Origin of the sequence: [Clostridium] scindens ATCC 35704 (assembly GCF_004295125.1) — a bacterium.
Lineage (GTDB): Bacteria > Bacillota > Clostridia > Lachnospirales > Lachnospiraceae > Clostridium_AP > Clostridium_AP scindens.
Map to the genome: position 1 here is coordinate 2,439,141 of NZ_CP036170.1, position 15,680 is coordinate 2,454,820.

General features: G+C 43.9%; 16 protein-coding genes. 6 read left to right on the top strand and 10 right to left on the bottom strand.

Annotated elements, in window-relative coordinates; translation table 11 throughout:
• Nucleotides 1-78: 78 nt before the first annotated feature.
• The 6 genes from HDCHBGLK_RS12560 (at nucleotide 79) to HDCHBGLK_RS12585 (ending at nucleotide 7,133) form a co-directional block, all read left to right on the top strand.
• Complete coding sequence (locus tag HDCHBGLK_RS12560) at nucleotides 79-819, top strand: DUF975 family protein (RefSeq protein WP_004607721.1); 741 nt, start codon at nucleotides 79-81, stop codon at nucleotides 817-819.
• A 40-nt stretch (nucleotides 820-859) separates the two neighbouring features.
• Nucleotides 860-2,587, top strand: coding sequence for an adenine deaminase (gene ade, locus HDCHBGLK_RS12565; RefSeq protein WP_004607720.1), 1,728 nt, complete (start codon nucleotides 860-862; stop codon nucleotides 2,585-2,587).
• Nucleotides 2,577-3,494 carry an alpha/beta hydrolase gene (locus tag HDCHBGLK_RS12570; protein ID WP_009249703.1) on the top strand — a complete coding sequence of 306 codons (918 nt, stop codon included), beginning with the start codon at nucleotides 2,577-2,579 and terminating at the stop codon, nucleotides 3,492-3,494. Before ade ends, HDCHBGLK_RS12570 begins: the two co-directional genes overlap by 11 nt.
• Before the next feature lie 3 nt (nucleotides 3,495-3,497).
• Nucleotides 3,498-5,318 carry a DUF6320 domain-containing protein gene (locus HDCHBGLK_RS12575; RefSeq protein ID WP_004607718.1) on the top strand — a complete coding sequence of 607 codons (1,821 nt, stop codon included), beginning with the start codon at nucleotides 3,498-3,500 and terminating at the stop codon, nucleotides 5,316-5,318.
• Between the two features lie 43 nt (nucleotides 5,319-5,361).
• On the top strand, nucleotides 5,362-6,537 hold the full coding sequence (locus tag HDCHBGLK_RS12580) for a phosphopentomutase (protein WP_039909875.1): 1,176 nt from the start codon (nucleotides 5,362-5,364) through the stop codon (nucleotides 6,535-6,537).
• 86 nt (nucleotides 6,538-6,623) lie between these two features.
• Nucleotides 6,624-7,133 (top strand): CarD family transcriptional regulator, encoded by a 510-nt coding sequence (locus tag HDCHBGLK_RS12585; protein ID WP_004607716.1) that lies wholly within the window; start codon nucleotides 6,624-6,626, stop codon nucleotides 7,131-7,133.
• A gap of 169 nt (nucleotides 7,134-7,302) precedes the next feature.
• Here HDCHBGLK_RS12585 and HDCHBGLK_RS19455 read toward each other — a convergent pair whose 3' ends face one another.
• The 10 genes from HDCHBGLK_RS19455 to HDCHBGLK_RS12630 form a co-directional block, all read right to left on the bottom strand.
• Entirely contained in the window at nucleotides 7,303-7,467 is a 165-nt protein-coding gene (locus HDCHBGLK_RS19455) for a hypothetical protein (protein ID WP_233440672.1), read from the bottom strand.
• A 38-nt stretch (nucleotides 7,468-7,505) separates the two neighbouring features.
• Nucleotides 7,506-8,747: an ABC transporter permease gene (locus HDCHBGLK_RS19460; protein ID WP_004607714.1), complete on the bottom strand. Its 1,242-nt coding sequence runs from the start codon at nucleotides 8,745-8,747 to the stop codon at nucleotides 7,506-7,508.
• Nucleotides 8,748-8,792: 45 nt separating this feature from the next.
• Nucleotides 8,793-9,854, bottom strand: a complete 1,062-nt coding sequence (locus HDCHBGLK_RS19465) for an FtsX-like permease family protein (protein ID WP_004607713.1) — start codon at nucleotides 9,852-9,854, stop codon at nucleotides 8,793-8,795.
• Nucleotides 9,838-10,533 (bottom strand): ABC transporter ATP-binding protein, encoded by a 696-nt coding sequence (locus HDCHBGLK_RS12600; RefSeq protein ID WP_004607712.1) that lies wholly within the window; start codon nucleotides 10,531-10,533, stop codon nucleotides 9,838-9,840. The genes HDCHBGLK_RS19465 and HDCHBGLK_RS12600 overlap by 17 nt, the downstream gene beginning before the upstream one ends.
• A gap of 64 nt (nucleotides 10,534-10,597) precedes the next feature.
• Entirely contained in the window at nucleotides 10,598-11,827 is a 1,230-nt protein-coding gene (locus HDCHBGLK_RS12605; RefSeq protein WP_004607711.1) for a sensor histidine kinase, read from the bottom strand.
• Nucleotides 11,824-12,522 (bottom strand): response regulator transcription factor, encoded by a 699-nt coding sequence (locus HDCHBGLK_RS12610; RefSeq protein WP_004607710.1) that lies wholly within the window; start codon nucleotides 12,520-12,522, stop codon nucleotides 11,824-11,826. The genes HDCHBGLK_RS12605 and HDCHBGLK_RS12610 overlap by 4 nt, the downstream gene beginning before the upstream one ends.
• Nucleotides 12,515-12,706 carry a hypothetical protein gene (locus HDCHBGLK_RS12615; RefSeq protein ID WP_004607709.1) on the bottom strand — a complete coding sequence of 64 codons (192 nt, stop codon included), beginning with the start codon at nucleotides 12,704-12,706 and terminating at the stop codon, nucleotides 12,515-12,517. The genes HDCHBGLK_RS12610 and HDCHBGLK_RS12615 overlap by 8 nt, the downstream gene beginning before the upstream one ends.
• A 1,098-nt stretch (nucleotides 12,707-13,804) precedes the next feature.
• Nucleotides 13,805-14,851 carry an ABC transporter substrate-binding protein gene (locus tag HDCHBGLK_RS12620; RefSeq protein ID WP_004607707.1) on the bottom strand — a complete coding sequence of 349 codons (1,047 nt, stop codon included), beginning with the start codon at nucleotides 14,849-14,851 and terminating at the stop codon, nucleotides 13,805-13,807.
• Between the two features lie 69 nt (nucleotides 14,852-14,920).
• Nucleotides 14,921-15,397, bottom strand: a complete 477-nt coding sequence (locus HDCHBGLK_RS12625; protein WP_009249255.1) for a hypothetical protein — start codon at nucleotides 15,395-15,397, stop codon at nucleotides 14,921-14,923.
• Between the two features lie 36 nt (nucleotides 15,398-15,433).
• A complete protein-coding gene (locus tag HDCHBGLK_RS12630; protein WP_009249254.1) occupies nucleotides 15,434-15,631 on the bottom strand; it encodes a hypothetical protein in 198 nt (65 codons plus the stop codon).
• Between the last annotated feature and the right edge of the window lie 49 nt (nucleotides 15,632-15,680).

The window sequence follows — 15,680 nt, forward strand, 5'->3', positions numbered from 1 at the left end:
GTCCTTTTTTGATATGTTCTGGCAATGTATGCTGACTTAGAGTATAATAGGAGTAACATTTAGGGAGGGCATGAGATTATGTGGACTAGAGAACAATTGAAGAGGAATGGAAAGTTTGCTTTTCAGAGAAATTACTGGCCTTGCGTTGGCGTAGCCTTTATTATGACGGTGGTGTCAGCGGTCTTCAGCGTAGGCAGTTCCTGGGGAAACCGGAGATATTCGATATCTGCCACCAATTATTATAACAGCGGCCATCATCTTTTCAGTCACAGCTATACCAGATATTTCCCCAGGATCGGGGCGGCAATGGGCATCGTCATATTGCTGGTGGCTCTGCTTGTCGCGCTGCTTCGGATATTTATAGGGAACCTTCTGGAAGTCGGCGGCAAGCGTTTCTTTATATTGAATAAGAATGGAGCCCCGGATGTGGCCACCATATTTGACGGATTCAAGTCCGGACATTATGGGAATATCGTGCTGACAATATTTCTGAGGGACCTGTTTATATCCCTATGGACTCTGCTTTTAGTAATTCCGGGAATTGTCAAGATTTATGAGTATCTTATGGTGCCTTATATCCTGGCAGAGAATCCGGCAATGGATAGAAAATCGGCTTTTGCGATCAGCAAGCGGATGATGGATGGGGAAAAACTGAAGGCATTTGAACTTACGCTTTCTTTTCTGGGCTGGTACTTCCTATCCCTGATCACTTGCGGGATAGTGGGGATCTTCTATGTGAATCCATATGCGGAGGCAACAATGGCGGAACTGTATGCCTATAATAAGGCAAAGGCATTCCAGGAAGGATATATCAGGTAGCATCAACGCGCGTGCTTAGAATAGTCAAGGAGGGGCAGTTATGGAACTGGAAAGATACCGCCTGTGCGCAGAGGCGGCAAAGAAGAATGCGAAGGCAGAACTTGTGCTTAAGAATGCAAATGTGGTCAATGTATTTACCGGAGAAGTCATCAAAGGGGATGTGGCTATAGCAGAGGGCATCGTCGTGGGCGTGGGCCAATTTGAAGGAATTGAGGAAAGAGATATGGAGGGAAAATATCTCTGTCCGGGATTCATCGACAGCCATCTCCATCTGGAGTCTACGCTGGTGACGCCTTCCGAACTGATCGGCCAGGCGGTGCAGTGCGGCACCACGACCTATATTGTGGATCCCCATGAATCTGCCAATGTTTCAGGGGCGGCGGGAATTGACTATATACTGGAACAGACCGAGAATGTCAAGGCGAATGTGTATGTGATGATGCCTTCCTGCGTGCCGTCTACGGAATTTGATGATAATGGATGTGAATTTACGGCCGATAAGATGAAGCCTTATCTTGATCATCCCCGGATACTCGGCCTTGGGGAAGTGATGGATTATGTATCCGTGGTAAGCGGGGATGCCAGAATGCATGAGAAACTGGAACTATTCCAAGGGAGGACATTGGATGGCCATGCGCCAGGGCTTGGCGACGAGGATATGGCAGCGTATGCAATGGCCGGAATCGCTACAGATCATGAATGCACGGACTTTGATTATGCGCTGAAAGAACGACGCTTAGGCATGCAGATCTTAATCCGGGAAGGCAGCGCCGCCAGGAATCTGGAGGCAATCGTGAAGGGAATCGTAGAGCATGGAATCAGTACGGAAGGCTTCTGCTTCTGCACGGACGACAAGCATATAGAGGAGATTCAAAAAGATGGGCATATTAATTATAACGTTAAGAAGGCCGTGGAATTAGGCATCCCTGCCGTACAGGCAATCCAGATGGCCACGGTCAATGCGGCAAAATGCTATGGGCTTAGGCATATCGGGGCGATTGCGCCGGGATATCAGGCCGACATCGTGGTGCTGGATGATCTATGCAGCATGAATGTCAGCGAAGTGTTCTTTAAAGGGAGGAAAGTAGGCAGGAATGAACTGGATAAGAGAAGAGAATGCCCGAGTGGATTGAAGCACACGATACATCTGAAGAACTTCTCAAAAGAATGCCTGAAACTTCCGCTGCAAGGGAAGCGTGCGCATGTCATCCAGATGGAGGAAGGGCAGATCACCACGAAGGATCTTGTATGCCGGGTTCCGGGAGAGAAGGAGTTCGAGGCAAACGGAGAATTCAATAAGATTGCCGTGATCAAGCGGCATAAGGGAACCGGCAGAACCGGAGTCGGCATCCTGGCCGGGTTCGGGCTTCACGGCGGAGCCATCGCTTCCAGCGTCTCCCATGATTCCCACAACATCATCGTCGTAGGAGATAATGATGAGGATATGGAACTGGCGGTCAATGAACTGGTACGCACCCAAGGTGGCTATACCATCGTTGAGAATGGAGCGGTGTCTATGACGCTGGCGCTTCCGATCATGGGGCTTATGAGCGACGCAGGATATGAAAATGTTAATGCCATGCTTAAGAAGATGCTGGTGAAGGCACATCAGATGGGCGTTCCGGAAGCTATGGAGCCATTTATAACCCTGTCTTTCATGGCTCTCCCGGTGATACCGGAACTGCGGATCACGCCAAGGGGACTATTTAGCGTCTCCGAGTTTTGCCTGCTTGATACAATTAGGAATGGAGAAGATAATGGCAATTAACAGATCAATGAGAATGGTTCTTAAAGCACTGTCGTTTGACGGAATAGAGGTAGAGGCTTCCCGGCATCTCGCGAATCTCAAAGCGATCGATCCTATGAAGATATTCTACCGTACCATGGATTATAAGATATATAATGATGACTATGAGATTCCGGTGAGGATCTATCTGCCAAGGGAAAAGGAGACGGAAGGCCTGCCAGTCATGCTGTTCTTCCACGGCGGCGGATGGGTGACCGAGAGCATCGATAATTATGAGCGCATCTGTGCCAGGATGGCGGAGGCCACGAACCATATCGTGGTATCCGTGGGCTATCGGCTGGCCCCGGAATATAAGTTTCCCACAGGCTTAAATGACTGCTATGCGGTGGCCAAGGCCGTGTATACGAATCGCTTCATACTGGAGGTGGATCCGGAACGGATTACGCTGATCGGAGACAGCGCGGGAGGAAATCTTGCGGCAGCGCTGTCGCTGATGGCAAGGGATAAGGGAGAGTTCCTGCCAAAGCGACAGATCTTGATCTATCCGGCTACGTACTGCGACTATGGGGAGAATACGCCTTTTTGCTCTGTGCGGGAGAATGGGAGCGACTATCTTCTGACAGCCGGAAAGATGCAGGATTACATCAATCTGTATGCTTCCTGCGAGGAAGATAAGAGAAATAAATATTTTGCGCCGCTAAGGGAGCGGGATTTTTCGAATCAGCCAAAGACATTGATCCTTACGGCAGAATATGATCCCCTCAGAGATGAAGGGGAAGCATACGGCAGGCGGCTTGCCAATGCCGGGAACGAAGTGGAGATCCACCGGATTAAGGACGCGCTCCATGGGTATTTTGCTCTTGGAATCAAGTATTACCATGTCCAGGAAAGTTTTGAGATTATCAATCAGTTTTTAAGGGAGGACTAGCCAGTGTTTCAGCAAAAAAGAGCATATTGGAGGAATCTGGATAATGCAGCGAAGTTATTTTCCGCCACAAGCAGTCTGAAAGATACCCGGGTATTCCGGTTCTACTGCATATTGAAAGAAGAGATCGATCCAGAACTTTTGCAGGAGGCATTAAACCGGACGGTCAAACGATATCCGGTATTCCTGTCTGTCATGCGAAAGGGGCTGTTCTGGCATTACCTGGAAAAGAGCGAGTTAAGGCCGGTTATAAGAGAAGAGTACAAGGAGCCTTGCAGCTGCCTGTATGTAAGAGACAAGAAGGCGCTTCTGTTTGAGGTGACCTATTATCACAACCGGATTAATTTTGAAGTGTTCCACGCCTTGACGGACGGAACCGGGGCTACCCAGTTCCTGCGCGAATTGGTAAAGAATTACCTGCATCTCGCGCATCAGGAGGATGGCCTTGCAGATGTTATACTGACGGATGAGAAGGTTACGATACGCGATCAGGAAGACGATAGTTTCAGCAAATATTACAATCCAGATATGAAAAGGAGCAAAAAGAAAAAGCCGCATGCTTACCAGATAAAAAAGATGCGCAAAGAATATGATGAGTTACGCGTAATCGAAGGCACGGCATCGGTAAAAGATGTGCTTGCGGTATCCCGGGAAAAGGGCGTGTCTATGACGGTACTGCTTACGGCAGTCTATCTGTGCGCGATCCACGAGGAGATGTCCAGGCTTCAGGAAAAGCGGCCGGTAATATTGATGGTGCCGGTGAATCTGAGAAAGGTATTTCCATCGGATTCCATGTTGAACTTCTTCGGATATATTGAGCCGTTACACAAATTTGGCGAAGGCCGTGACGAATTTTCAGAGATATTGGAAGAAGTAAAAGAATATTTTGATGAAAATCTAAAAAAAGAACAGATTGCCCGTGGTATGAATGAATTAATCGCCTTTGAGAAGAATAGGATTCTTAGATGGGCGCCTCTTGAACTTAAGAATCCCTGTATAAAAGTGGGAGCAAAAATGGCGGAAAAGGAAGTGACAGCAATCCTTTCTAATATGAGCACGGTTAGGATGCCGGAGGAATATACGCCGTATATTGAGCGTTTCGGCGTCTTTACAAGCACGCCGAAGGTAGAATTGTGCGTCTGCTCGTTTCAGGACGTGCTTTCCTTTGGCTTCACGTCCCGATATGACAGTTCCAATATTCAGCGTAATTTTTACCGTATCTTGGAAGAACTGGGGATTCCCAGCAAGATTGAAAAGCCGGATTTCCCGGAAGAAGTGAGGCCGAATTATGAGGGAATGAAGTTTTTTAAGGTGTTCTCATTCTGCTGCATCGCGGCAGTTGTCATAGGAATAATGGGAAATGTCATATTTACGCCTGAAAGATACTGGGCAGCGTTTGTCGCGGCGGGGGCGCTTAGCATGTGGTTTGCCCTGGCTGTGGGATATCTGAAGCGGCATAACCTGCTTAAGAACGCCATGTGGCAGCTGCTTGTGGTGACGATTGGGTGCATCCTATGGGACTTGTGCACCGGATGGCATGGATGGTCGGTAAATTATGTGTTGCCGGGCGTCTGCATGATCATCCAGATCTCCATGATGATCATATCAAAGATTCAATCCCATTCGCCGCGGGAGTATATGATTTATTATGTCATGGCAGCGGGATATGGAATTCTTCTTCCGTTCATACTATTATTGACAAGGGTCATCACGTTTACTGCCCCGGCGGTGGTGTGCGTGGGATTCAGCTTCTTATTCCTGCTTGCGCTTATCCTGTTTAAGGGACGGGAGTTCAAGGAAGAGATGCATAAGAAGTTGCATGTATAAAAATGGCATGTATAAAAAAGTATGTAAAAAGGAGCATGATTCTATGGGAAAACGAGTATTCCTGATTGTACTGGATAGCGTTGGAGTAGGCGAAGCGCCGGATGCGGGCAAGTTTAACGATGCCGGATGCGATACATTTGGCACCTGTGTCCGAAGTGGCAAGCTGAATGTGCCGAACCTGGAAGCCTTAGGCATTTATCATATCCAGGGGACATCTTTTTACAATCCGGGGAAAGAGGTGGCCGGATGTTATGGCCGTATGCAGGAGAAGTCGGCAGGAAAGGATACGACGGTAGGGCACTGGGAGATCGCGGGCGTCGTGTCAGAAAAAGCAATGCCTACTTATCCCCATGGATTTCCGAATGAAATTATTGAGAAATTTGAAACGAGCACCGGAAGAGGAACGCTGTGCAATCTTCCATACTCCGGGACAGATGTGATACGGGATTATGGAAGGGAGCATGTCCGTACCGGAAAGCTGATCGTCTATACTTCCGCGGACAGCGTATTCCAGATTGCGGCCCATGAAGATGTAGTCCCTCTGGAAGAATTATATGAGGACTGTAGGAAGGCAAGAGCCATACTGAAAGGCGAGCACGGCGTAGGACGCGTGATCGCAAGGCCCTTTGTTGGAGAATATCCGGATTATGCAAGGACGGTGAACCGTCATGATTTTTCCCTGGAACCGCCAGGGCAGACGGTGCTGGATGCGCTTAGGGAGGCAGAGTATGCGGTCATCGGCGTAGGAAAGATCTATGATATCTTTGCAGGGAAAGGGATAACCGAGACCTATCCCAATGAAGGGAATACCCGGAATATGGAACGTACCCTGGAATTGATGAACAGAGATTTCGAAGGGCTGTGCTTCGTGAATCTGGTCGACTTTGACATGATGTACGGGCACAGGAATGATATCGACGGGTATGCAGCGGCGCTCAACGAAGCGGATCTCCAGATCGGGCGGCTGATGGAGAAGATGGGGCCTGAGGATCTGTTGATGATTACGGCTGACCATGGGTGCGACCCGGGCTTTAAAGGTACGGATCACAGCAGGGAATATACGCCCTGCCTGTGTTACGGCAGGAATCTAAAGAAAGGAATCGACCTTGGCACCAGAAGCAGTTTTGCCGATATCGCGCAGACGATCGCAGACGTATTCGGGGTGGCATACGGAGGTGACGGAGAAAGTTTTTACAAAAATATTCTTACATCAAAATAATTTACATGATATAATATAGCGTATAGAGGAATTATGTCGGTATAAAAAGAACTTCATAGATGTAGGTCCAGACAGGAGGGAATTATGTGTTTAAGATTGGTGATTATGTAACTCATTATAAAGAAGGGGTCTGTGAAGTAATTGATATCGGAAAACTGGACATGAGATGTTCGGACAGAAAGAAGGAATACTATACGCTGAGGCCATTATATGATGCCGGTGGAACATTGTATATGCCAGTTGCCAACGAAAGAAACCAGATACGGGGAGTGATTACTTACGAAGAAGCCCGGGCTTTGATAGAGGATATCCCGAATATTGAAGTGTTGTGGGTGACTGATGAGAAAAAGCGGGAAGCCTTGTATAAGGAAGCGGTATTTAAGAATCAGTGCAAGGAATGGATCGCGATTATCAAGACATCCTATCTGCGCAAGATGGACCGTCTTTCTTCCGGGAAAAAATCAATAAATGTAGACGATAAATATCTGAGCATTGCAGAGCAGTTCCTGTATGGCGAACTGGCTGTGGCTCTTGAAATACCCAGGGAAAAGATTCGCAAGTACGTCACGGAGCGGATGGGAACACTGGAGGCATAGAAGAAAAAGGCTTTCTACAGTTAGGCGGAGGCTCATAAGGAAATAAATGAAATTTCCCGGTAGAACCGGCGTGGTGGAAATCACGCCGGTTTTTCCGTGCTTGCAGGCAGTTTTGGTTTTTGAAGCGGAATCCGAATCTTGCCTACATAAGTAAAATAAATCTTAATCGTCATATGCTTTCTTCCGTTTCTTCTGTGATTTCCCGTTCCAGTGCTTCGGGAAACTGCCGGATTTCTGCCTGTTCCGTCTCATATTGTGCTGATAACTTTTTGTAAACGGATTTCCGCTTCTGCGTCAGTTCTGCTTTCCGGCTGGCTTCATCCTGCAGTAACATTTCCTGTGTAAAATCATCCTTAAACAATCGAACATAGGTCAGAGTCCGCTGTTTTCCACAATAGACATGTCATGTAGTCGCTTTGCAGGTCGTCGTACTGCAAGGAAAGACGCAAATAAAACAATAGCAATTATCGATCCAAGAGGAACAAAAGGAACACTCCATGCAGTTCCCCATATATTTGTAATTAAGCTCACAAATATAACCCAATGCATAGGTACTCCTATGATACAGCCTAAAAGAATACCTCTGATTGCATACGTTCCGGCTTCTGCATAAATCATTTTTGAAAGCTGTCGGTTACTCATACCGATTGCCCGCATTGCTCCGTACTCTTTCATTTTAGCAGCAACTCCTATGCTGATTGTATTCATAATGTGGAAAATAGTAATGGCAACAATAATTGAGAGGAAACCATAAACAAGTACAGAAAACGCACGATACAAATTTCTTTGCTGCTGCACTTGAGCAAGTTTGTCAGCAAATATAACTTCACTGTCAGAAAAAATATTTTCAATGTCTTTTACATCTTCTGCGGAAGCGTTGTTATGAAATTGAACATCAATAATCGTATAATTGTTTTGTCCCGTTAATGCTGAAAAGGTCTTTTCTGAACAGAAAATAGTTTCTGTTCCGTCTATACGGGCTAATGGGCTATTTGCTAAAATCCCGGCAACAGTAACGGTATGCTCCTTGTTGTCGATAGAAAGAGTAATGTTATCGCCAACTTGAATATCTGTATTTTCGGTTTGCACAAATAGCACTTGATTTTCCCGCTGCATAACGGCATCTATGGAACCGTCAACCAAAGTCTCGGCAGCCCATTCAAATTGATTTTCTTCATAGGAAATCACATTTGTGTTATAACTCGTTGCATTACTTATTGCCGGAATATCATAAGCAAACATACGCCCGTATGCCCGTTTAACGGTTTTGTTTTGAACGACTTCCTCTAACAGGGCTTTATTAAGGCAACAGGTATTTGCTTCACTTGCTATGGATAAATCCGGCGTCCACACCGGCGGGGTAAAGGCATTTTTCATAAAGCCCACAAGGGTACTGAATGTCAGAAACAATGTAATACATACAGCAAATGCTCCTGTCATCAGAATATAATTCTTTTTTCTTGCTTTTGCATGATGAACCCCCAATGCTGTTTCAATCCTAATTTTTTTTGTGTTTGCCGCCTTTCGGAAAGAAACAGTATGTCCTGTATTTCCAGATACAGCCGTAAGCGGAGATACTCTTGCGGCTCTTTTTGCAGGAGATCGCGCTGCCAATAAAACCGTAACTAACCCTAATATAGTGCTAACGACTATACTAATCTAACTAATTCCAAAATGGGGCATATAAGAAAACCAATTGGGACTAATCATTCGCATTACAGCAGATAAAATCCAAATAACAAAAACAGATGATACAAGTCCTAAGGGGATTGCCGCTTTGCACCAATAGATACCCTCATATCGGACAAAGCGCATGATTTGTTTTTTTGTCGCACCCAAGCAGCGAAGCATACCGAAAAATTTTGTTCGCTGTGAGATATTGCTGTTCAGACTGCTTGAAATCATTAAAATACAGGTCAGCATAACAATAAAGGAAAGCATAAGAGCAACTTGATAAATTTGATTTACACTTGTTTTTCCCGCAATTTGCCCCTGTATGCTCAATAAAGATAAGTTCTCTGTTATTTGCTCGTCAGATATATTATTTTGTACTTTTATATCCTTAATGACGTTTGGTATATTGCTAAGTCGCGAAAACTGAATCATGTAATTTTCTGTAACGTAGCTATCTGAAAAAGCAGTAAGGCTTGAAAGTCCCTCTACGGTTATTGCAGCAATTTGTTCCGTTCCAGACATCATCCTTGCTGCCTGCTCATCATCTAAAAAACCGACAACCAAGAAACTCATGCTTTTTCCATTCGGGCATAACAAATTGATTGTTTCATTTAATGAAAGAGAAGCGCTTTTTTTAAGTGAAGAAGAAACTGCAATCTCATTTTCCTTATTTGGATATTTGCCCTCTGCAACCTTATTCAAAAAGATATTCTCAAACACACTTTCATCCTGTGCGCTGATAGAAATATTCTTTCCATTTATGGAATACCCTGTGTCAGCAGAAATAGTGTTATGCCAGCCGGAAACTTCTACTTCTGGACGGGCAGAAATAAAAACTGCTGTTTTTGTATCAGTTGAAGCAATCTGATAATGCCAGTTTCCGCTTGTCTGCATTTCCTTTTGAGTAATCCCTTGTAAGTACATATCAGCAAGACCAAACATAACCGCAACTAAAAATACCGCAAGCGTAATACAGATACGGGTCATTTTACTATGCTTGTGATGAACTTTTGCAGATATGGGAACAAGTTTAAGATAATTTTTCATTCGTTGTGCCTCCCAAATCTGTAAGCACACCGTCACTTACGCGAAATACTCTGTCAACAGAAGCCGTTAAGTTATGATTGTGTGTAATCATTAAAATTGTTTGTTGGAAGCGTCTGGAAGCATTGATAAGCATATCCATAACATCTTGGCTATTTTTGCTGTCAAGGTTTCCTGTGGGTTCATCAGCTAAAATCAGTTTTGGTTTTGTAATCAAAGCTCTGCCAATGGCTACTCTTTGCTGCTGTCCGCCGGATAACTGACTCGGCAAATGGTGGCGGCGTTCTGTAAGACCAAGTAAATCCAGAATTTCCTCAACTTCTGCGGGGTCGGGTTTACGATAATCTAACAATAAAGGGAAGATAATATTTTGTTCTACATTGAGTTCTGGAACGAGTTGAAATGATTGAAATATAAAGCCTATATTTCTACGTCTAAAAATGGTTCTTTTTTCCTCTTTCATAGAAAACAGGTTTTGTCCGTCAATCGAGATAGAGCCAGATGTTGGTGTGTCCAAAGCGCCTATACAGTTCAATAAGGTGCTTTTTCCAGAACCGGATTCTCCAACTACAGCGGCAAATTCGCCTTTTGCAAGGGAAAAGGACACGTCCTTTAAGGCGTCTACCTTTGCTTCTCCCTTGCCGTAAGTTTTACATAAATTTTCTACTCTTAAAATTTCCATAGTGCCTATAACCTCCTTTTTTCCTATGATAGCAAGGTCAACTTACAACCCGGTGAATTTAACCTTACGGTTTTGTAAGAAAGGAAAGCGTAAATGTAGTCCCCTCATGGAGAGTGCTTTGTACAGAAACCAGTCCGTCCTGTCCCTCTACAATAGACTTTGCAAGCGGTAAACCTAAACCAATTCCCTGTGTGTCCAAAGAATGTTTGCTGCGGTAAAAACGCTTAAAAATGTGGTGTATATCTTCTGGGGCAATACCACTTCCATTATCAGAAATGCAAAGCCGCAGCATATTAGGTGTATTTTCCCATGAGATACGGATAATCCCACCCGCCATAGTGTGATCCAAAGCATTTTTAACAAGATTTCCAACAGCTTCACTTGTCCAATCCATATCACACCAAATGGATTGTTCCAAATTTCCCTCTATTACAATTTGTTTATCTTCATTTTGGGCTCTTGTTGTAAGCTCGTTGAGGGCAGTTTTAATAACTTCGCTCACACGACATAGCTTTTTCTCAAAAGAGATATTTCCCGTATCTAATCGTGTGATTTTTAGCATGGATTGAATGAGCTGTTCTATACGCTTTAATGCTGTATCAATTTTCTTTGAAAATTCTTTTACCGTTTCTGCATTATCCGGTTCGGATTCAATAATTTCCTGATACATAGTAAGGGCAGCTAAAGGGGTTTTTAGTTGATGTGAAATGTCGGAAATTGTATTTTTCAAAAATTCCTTTGTTTTGCATTCTGCTTCTGTTTTTGATTGCAGCATGGTCGCAAGTTGTTCAACAGAAGAAAATAGCCGATAGATTTCTCCCTCACTATTTTGTGATAAATGGTTGAAATAATCTCCGTTAATATAACAGCCCACAATATTTTGAGCCTGCAAATAAAGTCTGTTTCTTACCCAAAGAAAAAACAAGGTGCCCGCGCACAAAAGAAAAATCAATACCATAGTACCAGTTAACAAGATACGAAAGGTATGGGATTGAAACTGCGAAAGAAACGGAAGCAAACTACTAAGTGTATTAGCACTAATTCCAATTTTACTTAGCAACTCAATTCCGTCTTTATCGGTGGTTGTATTTGAAATAGCAGTTGCAATTATTTCTTCGGAAACCCCTTGTTCCAAGAGGGAAGATACAACAGCCGTATCGTGTTCTAAATACATTGACTTTGTTACCGATACTTGACTTTGACAGAAGCATATTACTACACCTATCATCAAAGCGGAATAGACAATAATAAACAGTAAATAACCTTTTAAATGCTTGTCACGGAAAATAGTCATACCTCCACCTCTTTCCATTGATAACCAAATCCTCTTACGGTTATTAAATGCTGCGGGTGGGAAGCGTCAGCTTCAACTTTTTCGCGGAGCCGACGTATATAGACCGACAATGTATTATCATCAACAAAATTTCCGGCGTCGTCCCATAAATCGTTTAGAATAATTTCTCTGGAAACAATTCTATTTGCGTTTCTTACTAATAAGCAGAGCAGGCGGTATTCAGCACTTGTCAAGTCTAAAACTTTTCCATTCAAGAGTACACGACTTCCCAACAAGTCAATCAAAATATCCCCACATTCCAATATATTTGTTTTATCCTGTGCTGATATTCCTGCCCGGCGCAGCAAGGCACGGATGCGGGAACATAATTCCCCCAGTTTAAAAGGTTTGGTAACGTAATCATCCCCGCCGCAATCCAATCCCCGAATTACATTTACTTCTTCATCAGAAGCAGTAAGAAATATAATCGGTATCTGTGTATTCTGCTTCCGCACTCTTTCGCAAATTTCAAAACCAGTTCCATCCGGCAATGTAACATCAAGAATGAGCAAATCGTATTTTTCAATTTGAGTTAAATGTTGCTTTGCTTCTTCAACAGTACGGACAACATCTATGTCAAAACCATTCTTTTTCAGGGAGTAGCTTAATCCGTCAATTAGACTTATATCATCTTCCAATAGTAGCAATTTATTCATGTTTTAGTTCCTTTCCTCGTTTTGTCCTGCCGTCAATCGGCTTTTTCGCACCCTTTGGTATGAGCCAAACCCGGCTAAGATGTATCACACCGTCAATTCTATTGTCAGCACAAAGCTTCTGAATCCGCCGTTCGGACAGTTCCCATTTCTTTGACGCTTCTTGTACGGTCATATATTCAAACATAATAAACCTCCCATAAAATATTCACTATATATTATAGGCGTTTGACCGAATGATATCAATGCGTTACTTGTGAATATTCCTTTATCTGAGATCGCCACCTGCGGTGACGGCTGCGCGTTCTGCGAACACTGAAAAAGTAAAAAAGTAAAGTCCTTAACATAAAAAACTCTAATAGTATTCAGAAGCCGAGAAGACTGAATATAGAAAGTGAAATGATGGAGTAACAGGAAATATAAAAATAATTGAAAAGTATATTGACAAATAGGAGTAAATATGCTAATATTATAAACAAATAATAGACGAGACAAAAACAAATAGTTCTATAGTTAATTCGTTTGGAGTCAGTTTATTATTTCAAAGATTTGAAGAGCATTGTATCATTTATAAAAGATTTTGAAAAGATATTTTATCAGAGGATAAATCATAGTTTCAAAATAAAATGTTTATAAGTGTGAAGATGCAGATTCAAATTATAGTTTATGAAAGGGAGGTACAGACCACCAAAGAATTAAACTATGAGTGCTGATTCAGATTAGCGGACTTGAGGAAGGCGGATATCGGAAAGCAGAGTACCGTGAGATGGAGATTAAAAGATTGAAACAGTAACGGGAAGGTCATATGCCGGAGGGTAGGATGCCAGAAGAGAAGGTTAAGAAAGATCAGTAAAAAATTACCACACCCTGTATACAGGAGAAAGAGGTAAGAATGATTGAAGAATCAAAGTAAAGATGGGTATCAATGTAAGATTAGTTGATACCCATCTTTACTGTTGTATTTTAGAAGGCGATCCGAATAATAGAGAAAGGAAAAGTATGAGTATTCAAAGGTAATATCATATAAACACTACTATGCAGATTGATATATAGGCAGTTATGAAACTCCCTGCTTTTGCGGAAAGCAGTCAGAGGCAGAGAGGAATATGCAGAGAATCTCGGGAAAGAGCAAGGGCAACTTCCGCCATCGCTTCGGGAAACTGCGATGGGCGGCCTTGCAGTCACAAGGACGGCAAGAAGATGAGCAGATGTCTGACAGAAAAAACTTCAGGCTGAAGCATAGCATGCTCAGCCTGAAGGAGAAGCAGGTAGATGGGCTGCCTTATTATTTTGTAGCCTTATCAGCAAAATCTGTTGTCACAAGGTCTTTATACGGCGCGCGTTTATCCAGTTCGCCGGCGTCTTCCAGGATATCCTGCAGAAGGTTGAAACTGTCTTCTTCAAATACCAGATTGTCTTTCCAGGTATCCTGATCGTAGTAACGTTCCACAATCATAGTAATCGTGTCCAGATCGGTCTCTTTGAACTGAGGGGCTATAATGCCGGCAATATCTTCCGGCGTGTGGGACTGGACATAATCCATGCCTTTCTGCAGCGCATTGGTAAATCCCTGGATGACTTTGGGGTTCTTGTCAATATAACTCTGCTTTGCGGAGAATGCAGTGTATGGCACATAACCGCTGTCTGTTCCGAGAGAGGCAACAACATAGCCTTTGCCTTCTTTTTCAAGGTTGGTGGCGCCTGGCTCGAATTCAACCGTAAAGTCAGCCTGCCCTTCCGAGAATGCGGCAGCAGTAGAGCCGAAGTCGATACTCTGGTCGATATTTACATCCTTTGCAGGGTCGATATTGTTCTGGTTAAGGATGTATTCAAATACCATCTCAGGCATGCCGCCTTTGCGGCCGCCAAGCACATTTTTACCTTTGATATCTTCCCAGGTGAAGTCAGGCATCTCTTCCCGGGCTACTAGGAAGTTGCCGGCCCGCTGGGTCAGCTGGGCGAAGTTGACGACGTAGTCGTTGGCGCCCTCGTTGTAGGTGTAGATGGATGCTTCAGATCCCATGAAGCCGATGTCTGCGCTGCCTGAAAGGACTGCGGTCATGGTCTTGTCGGCGCCAAATCCTGTAACCAGATCCAGGTCGATCCCCTCATCCGCAAAATATCCTGCCTCAATGGCTACATACATCGGTGCATAGAAGATAGAGTGGGCCACTTCATTTAAGATGACCTTTGTTGGCTCCTTCTTTGTCTCTTCTTTCTTTGCTTTCGTATCTGAAGATGCGGTTTCTGCGTCATTTTTGGATGAGCAGGCAAGAAGAGAGGTCATTGCCATGGCAACGACGAGTGATACAGCAATGAATCGCTTTTTCATATAATCCTCCTTAAAATTCTAATGCTATAGTATATTCGGCAAAGAAGGATTTGTTACCATCCGTATGGGTTAGCAGATTACGATGATTTTTCGAGGCGTGGTCTGCGGCGGAATACTTCTGGTTGTCGTGGAATAGTATACGATTAGCAGTTTTCCTCCAAGAGAGCATTCGAAGGGCTGGCCATTGGAAGTCACGACTGGCGTGTAACGCTCCAAATTCAATTTAAGAGACCCATCCAGGGCTTCTAGATTATCATCGAAGTAGCCTGCATACATGGTCTCATACGGATTGCGGCGTCCGATAAAGACTGCCTGGTATTGTGGTGGAAATATGAGTGGTATGGGAAGGTTGGCATCATAGAAGGCGGCCACATTCATGCCGGGCCGCAGACGTACTTCATTGATGACGTACGTATCCGGCCCGACAATAAAGTTGCTGATCCCATCAGAATTGCGTATGCTGACCTGCCGCTGGCAGCAGTCATCGCCAAATGCTGTGATGTCCTGGATTACTCCTGTAATTGGAACTAGATTCATGGAAGGCATAATTAATCCCCCGTTTTTGATTAATATATGCCGGGATTATTTGGATTGTTCTTCTGGCTTGATATTGGCTACCTTGGCATTGGGAGGAAGGAAATGGTACAGATCCTCATATGACTCAAGTTCTTCGATGGAGATGGGCTCGGAAGGGATAAGTCCGGTACAGTCCTGCTTGGAAGCCGCATTGGACAAGTAGTCATAATCATCAATAGTTTTCTGGTTTTTCTCATCTTTCATAAGTATATTACCTCCGGTTCTTTGCAAAAATATAAAAAGATTAACATTA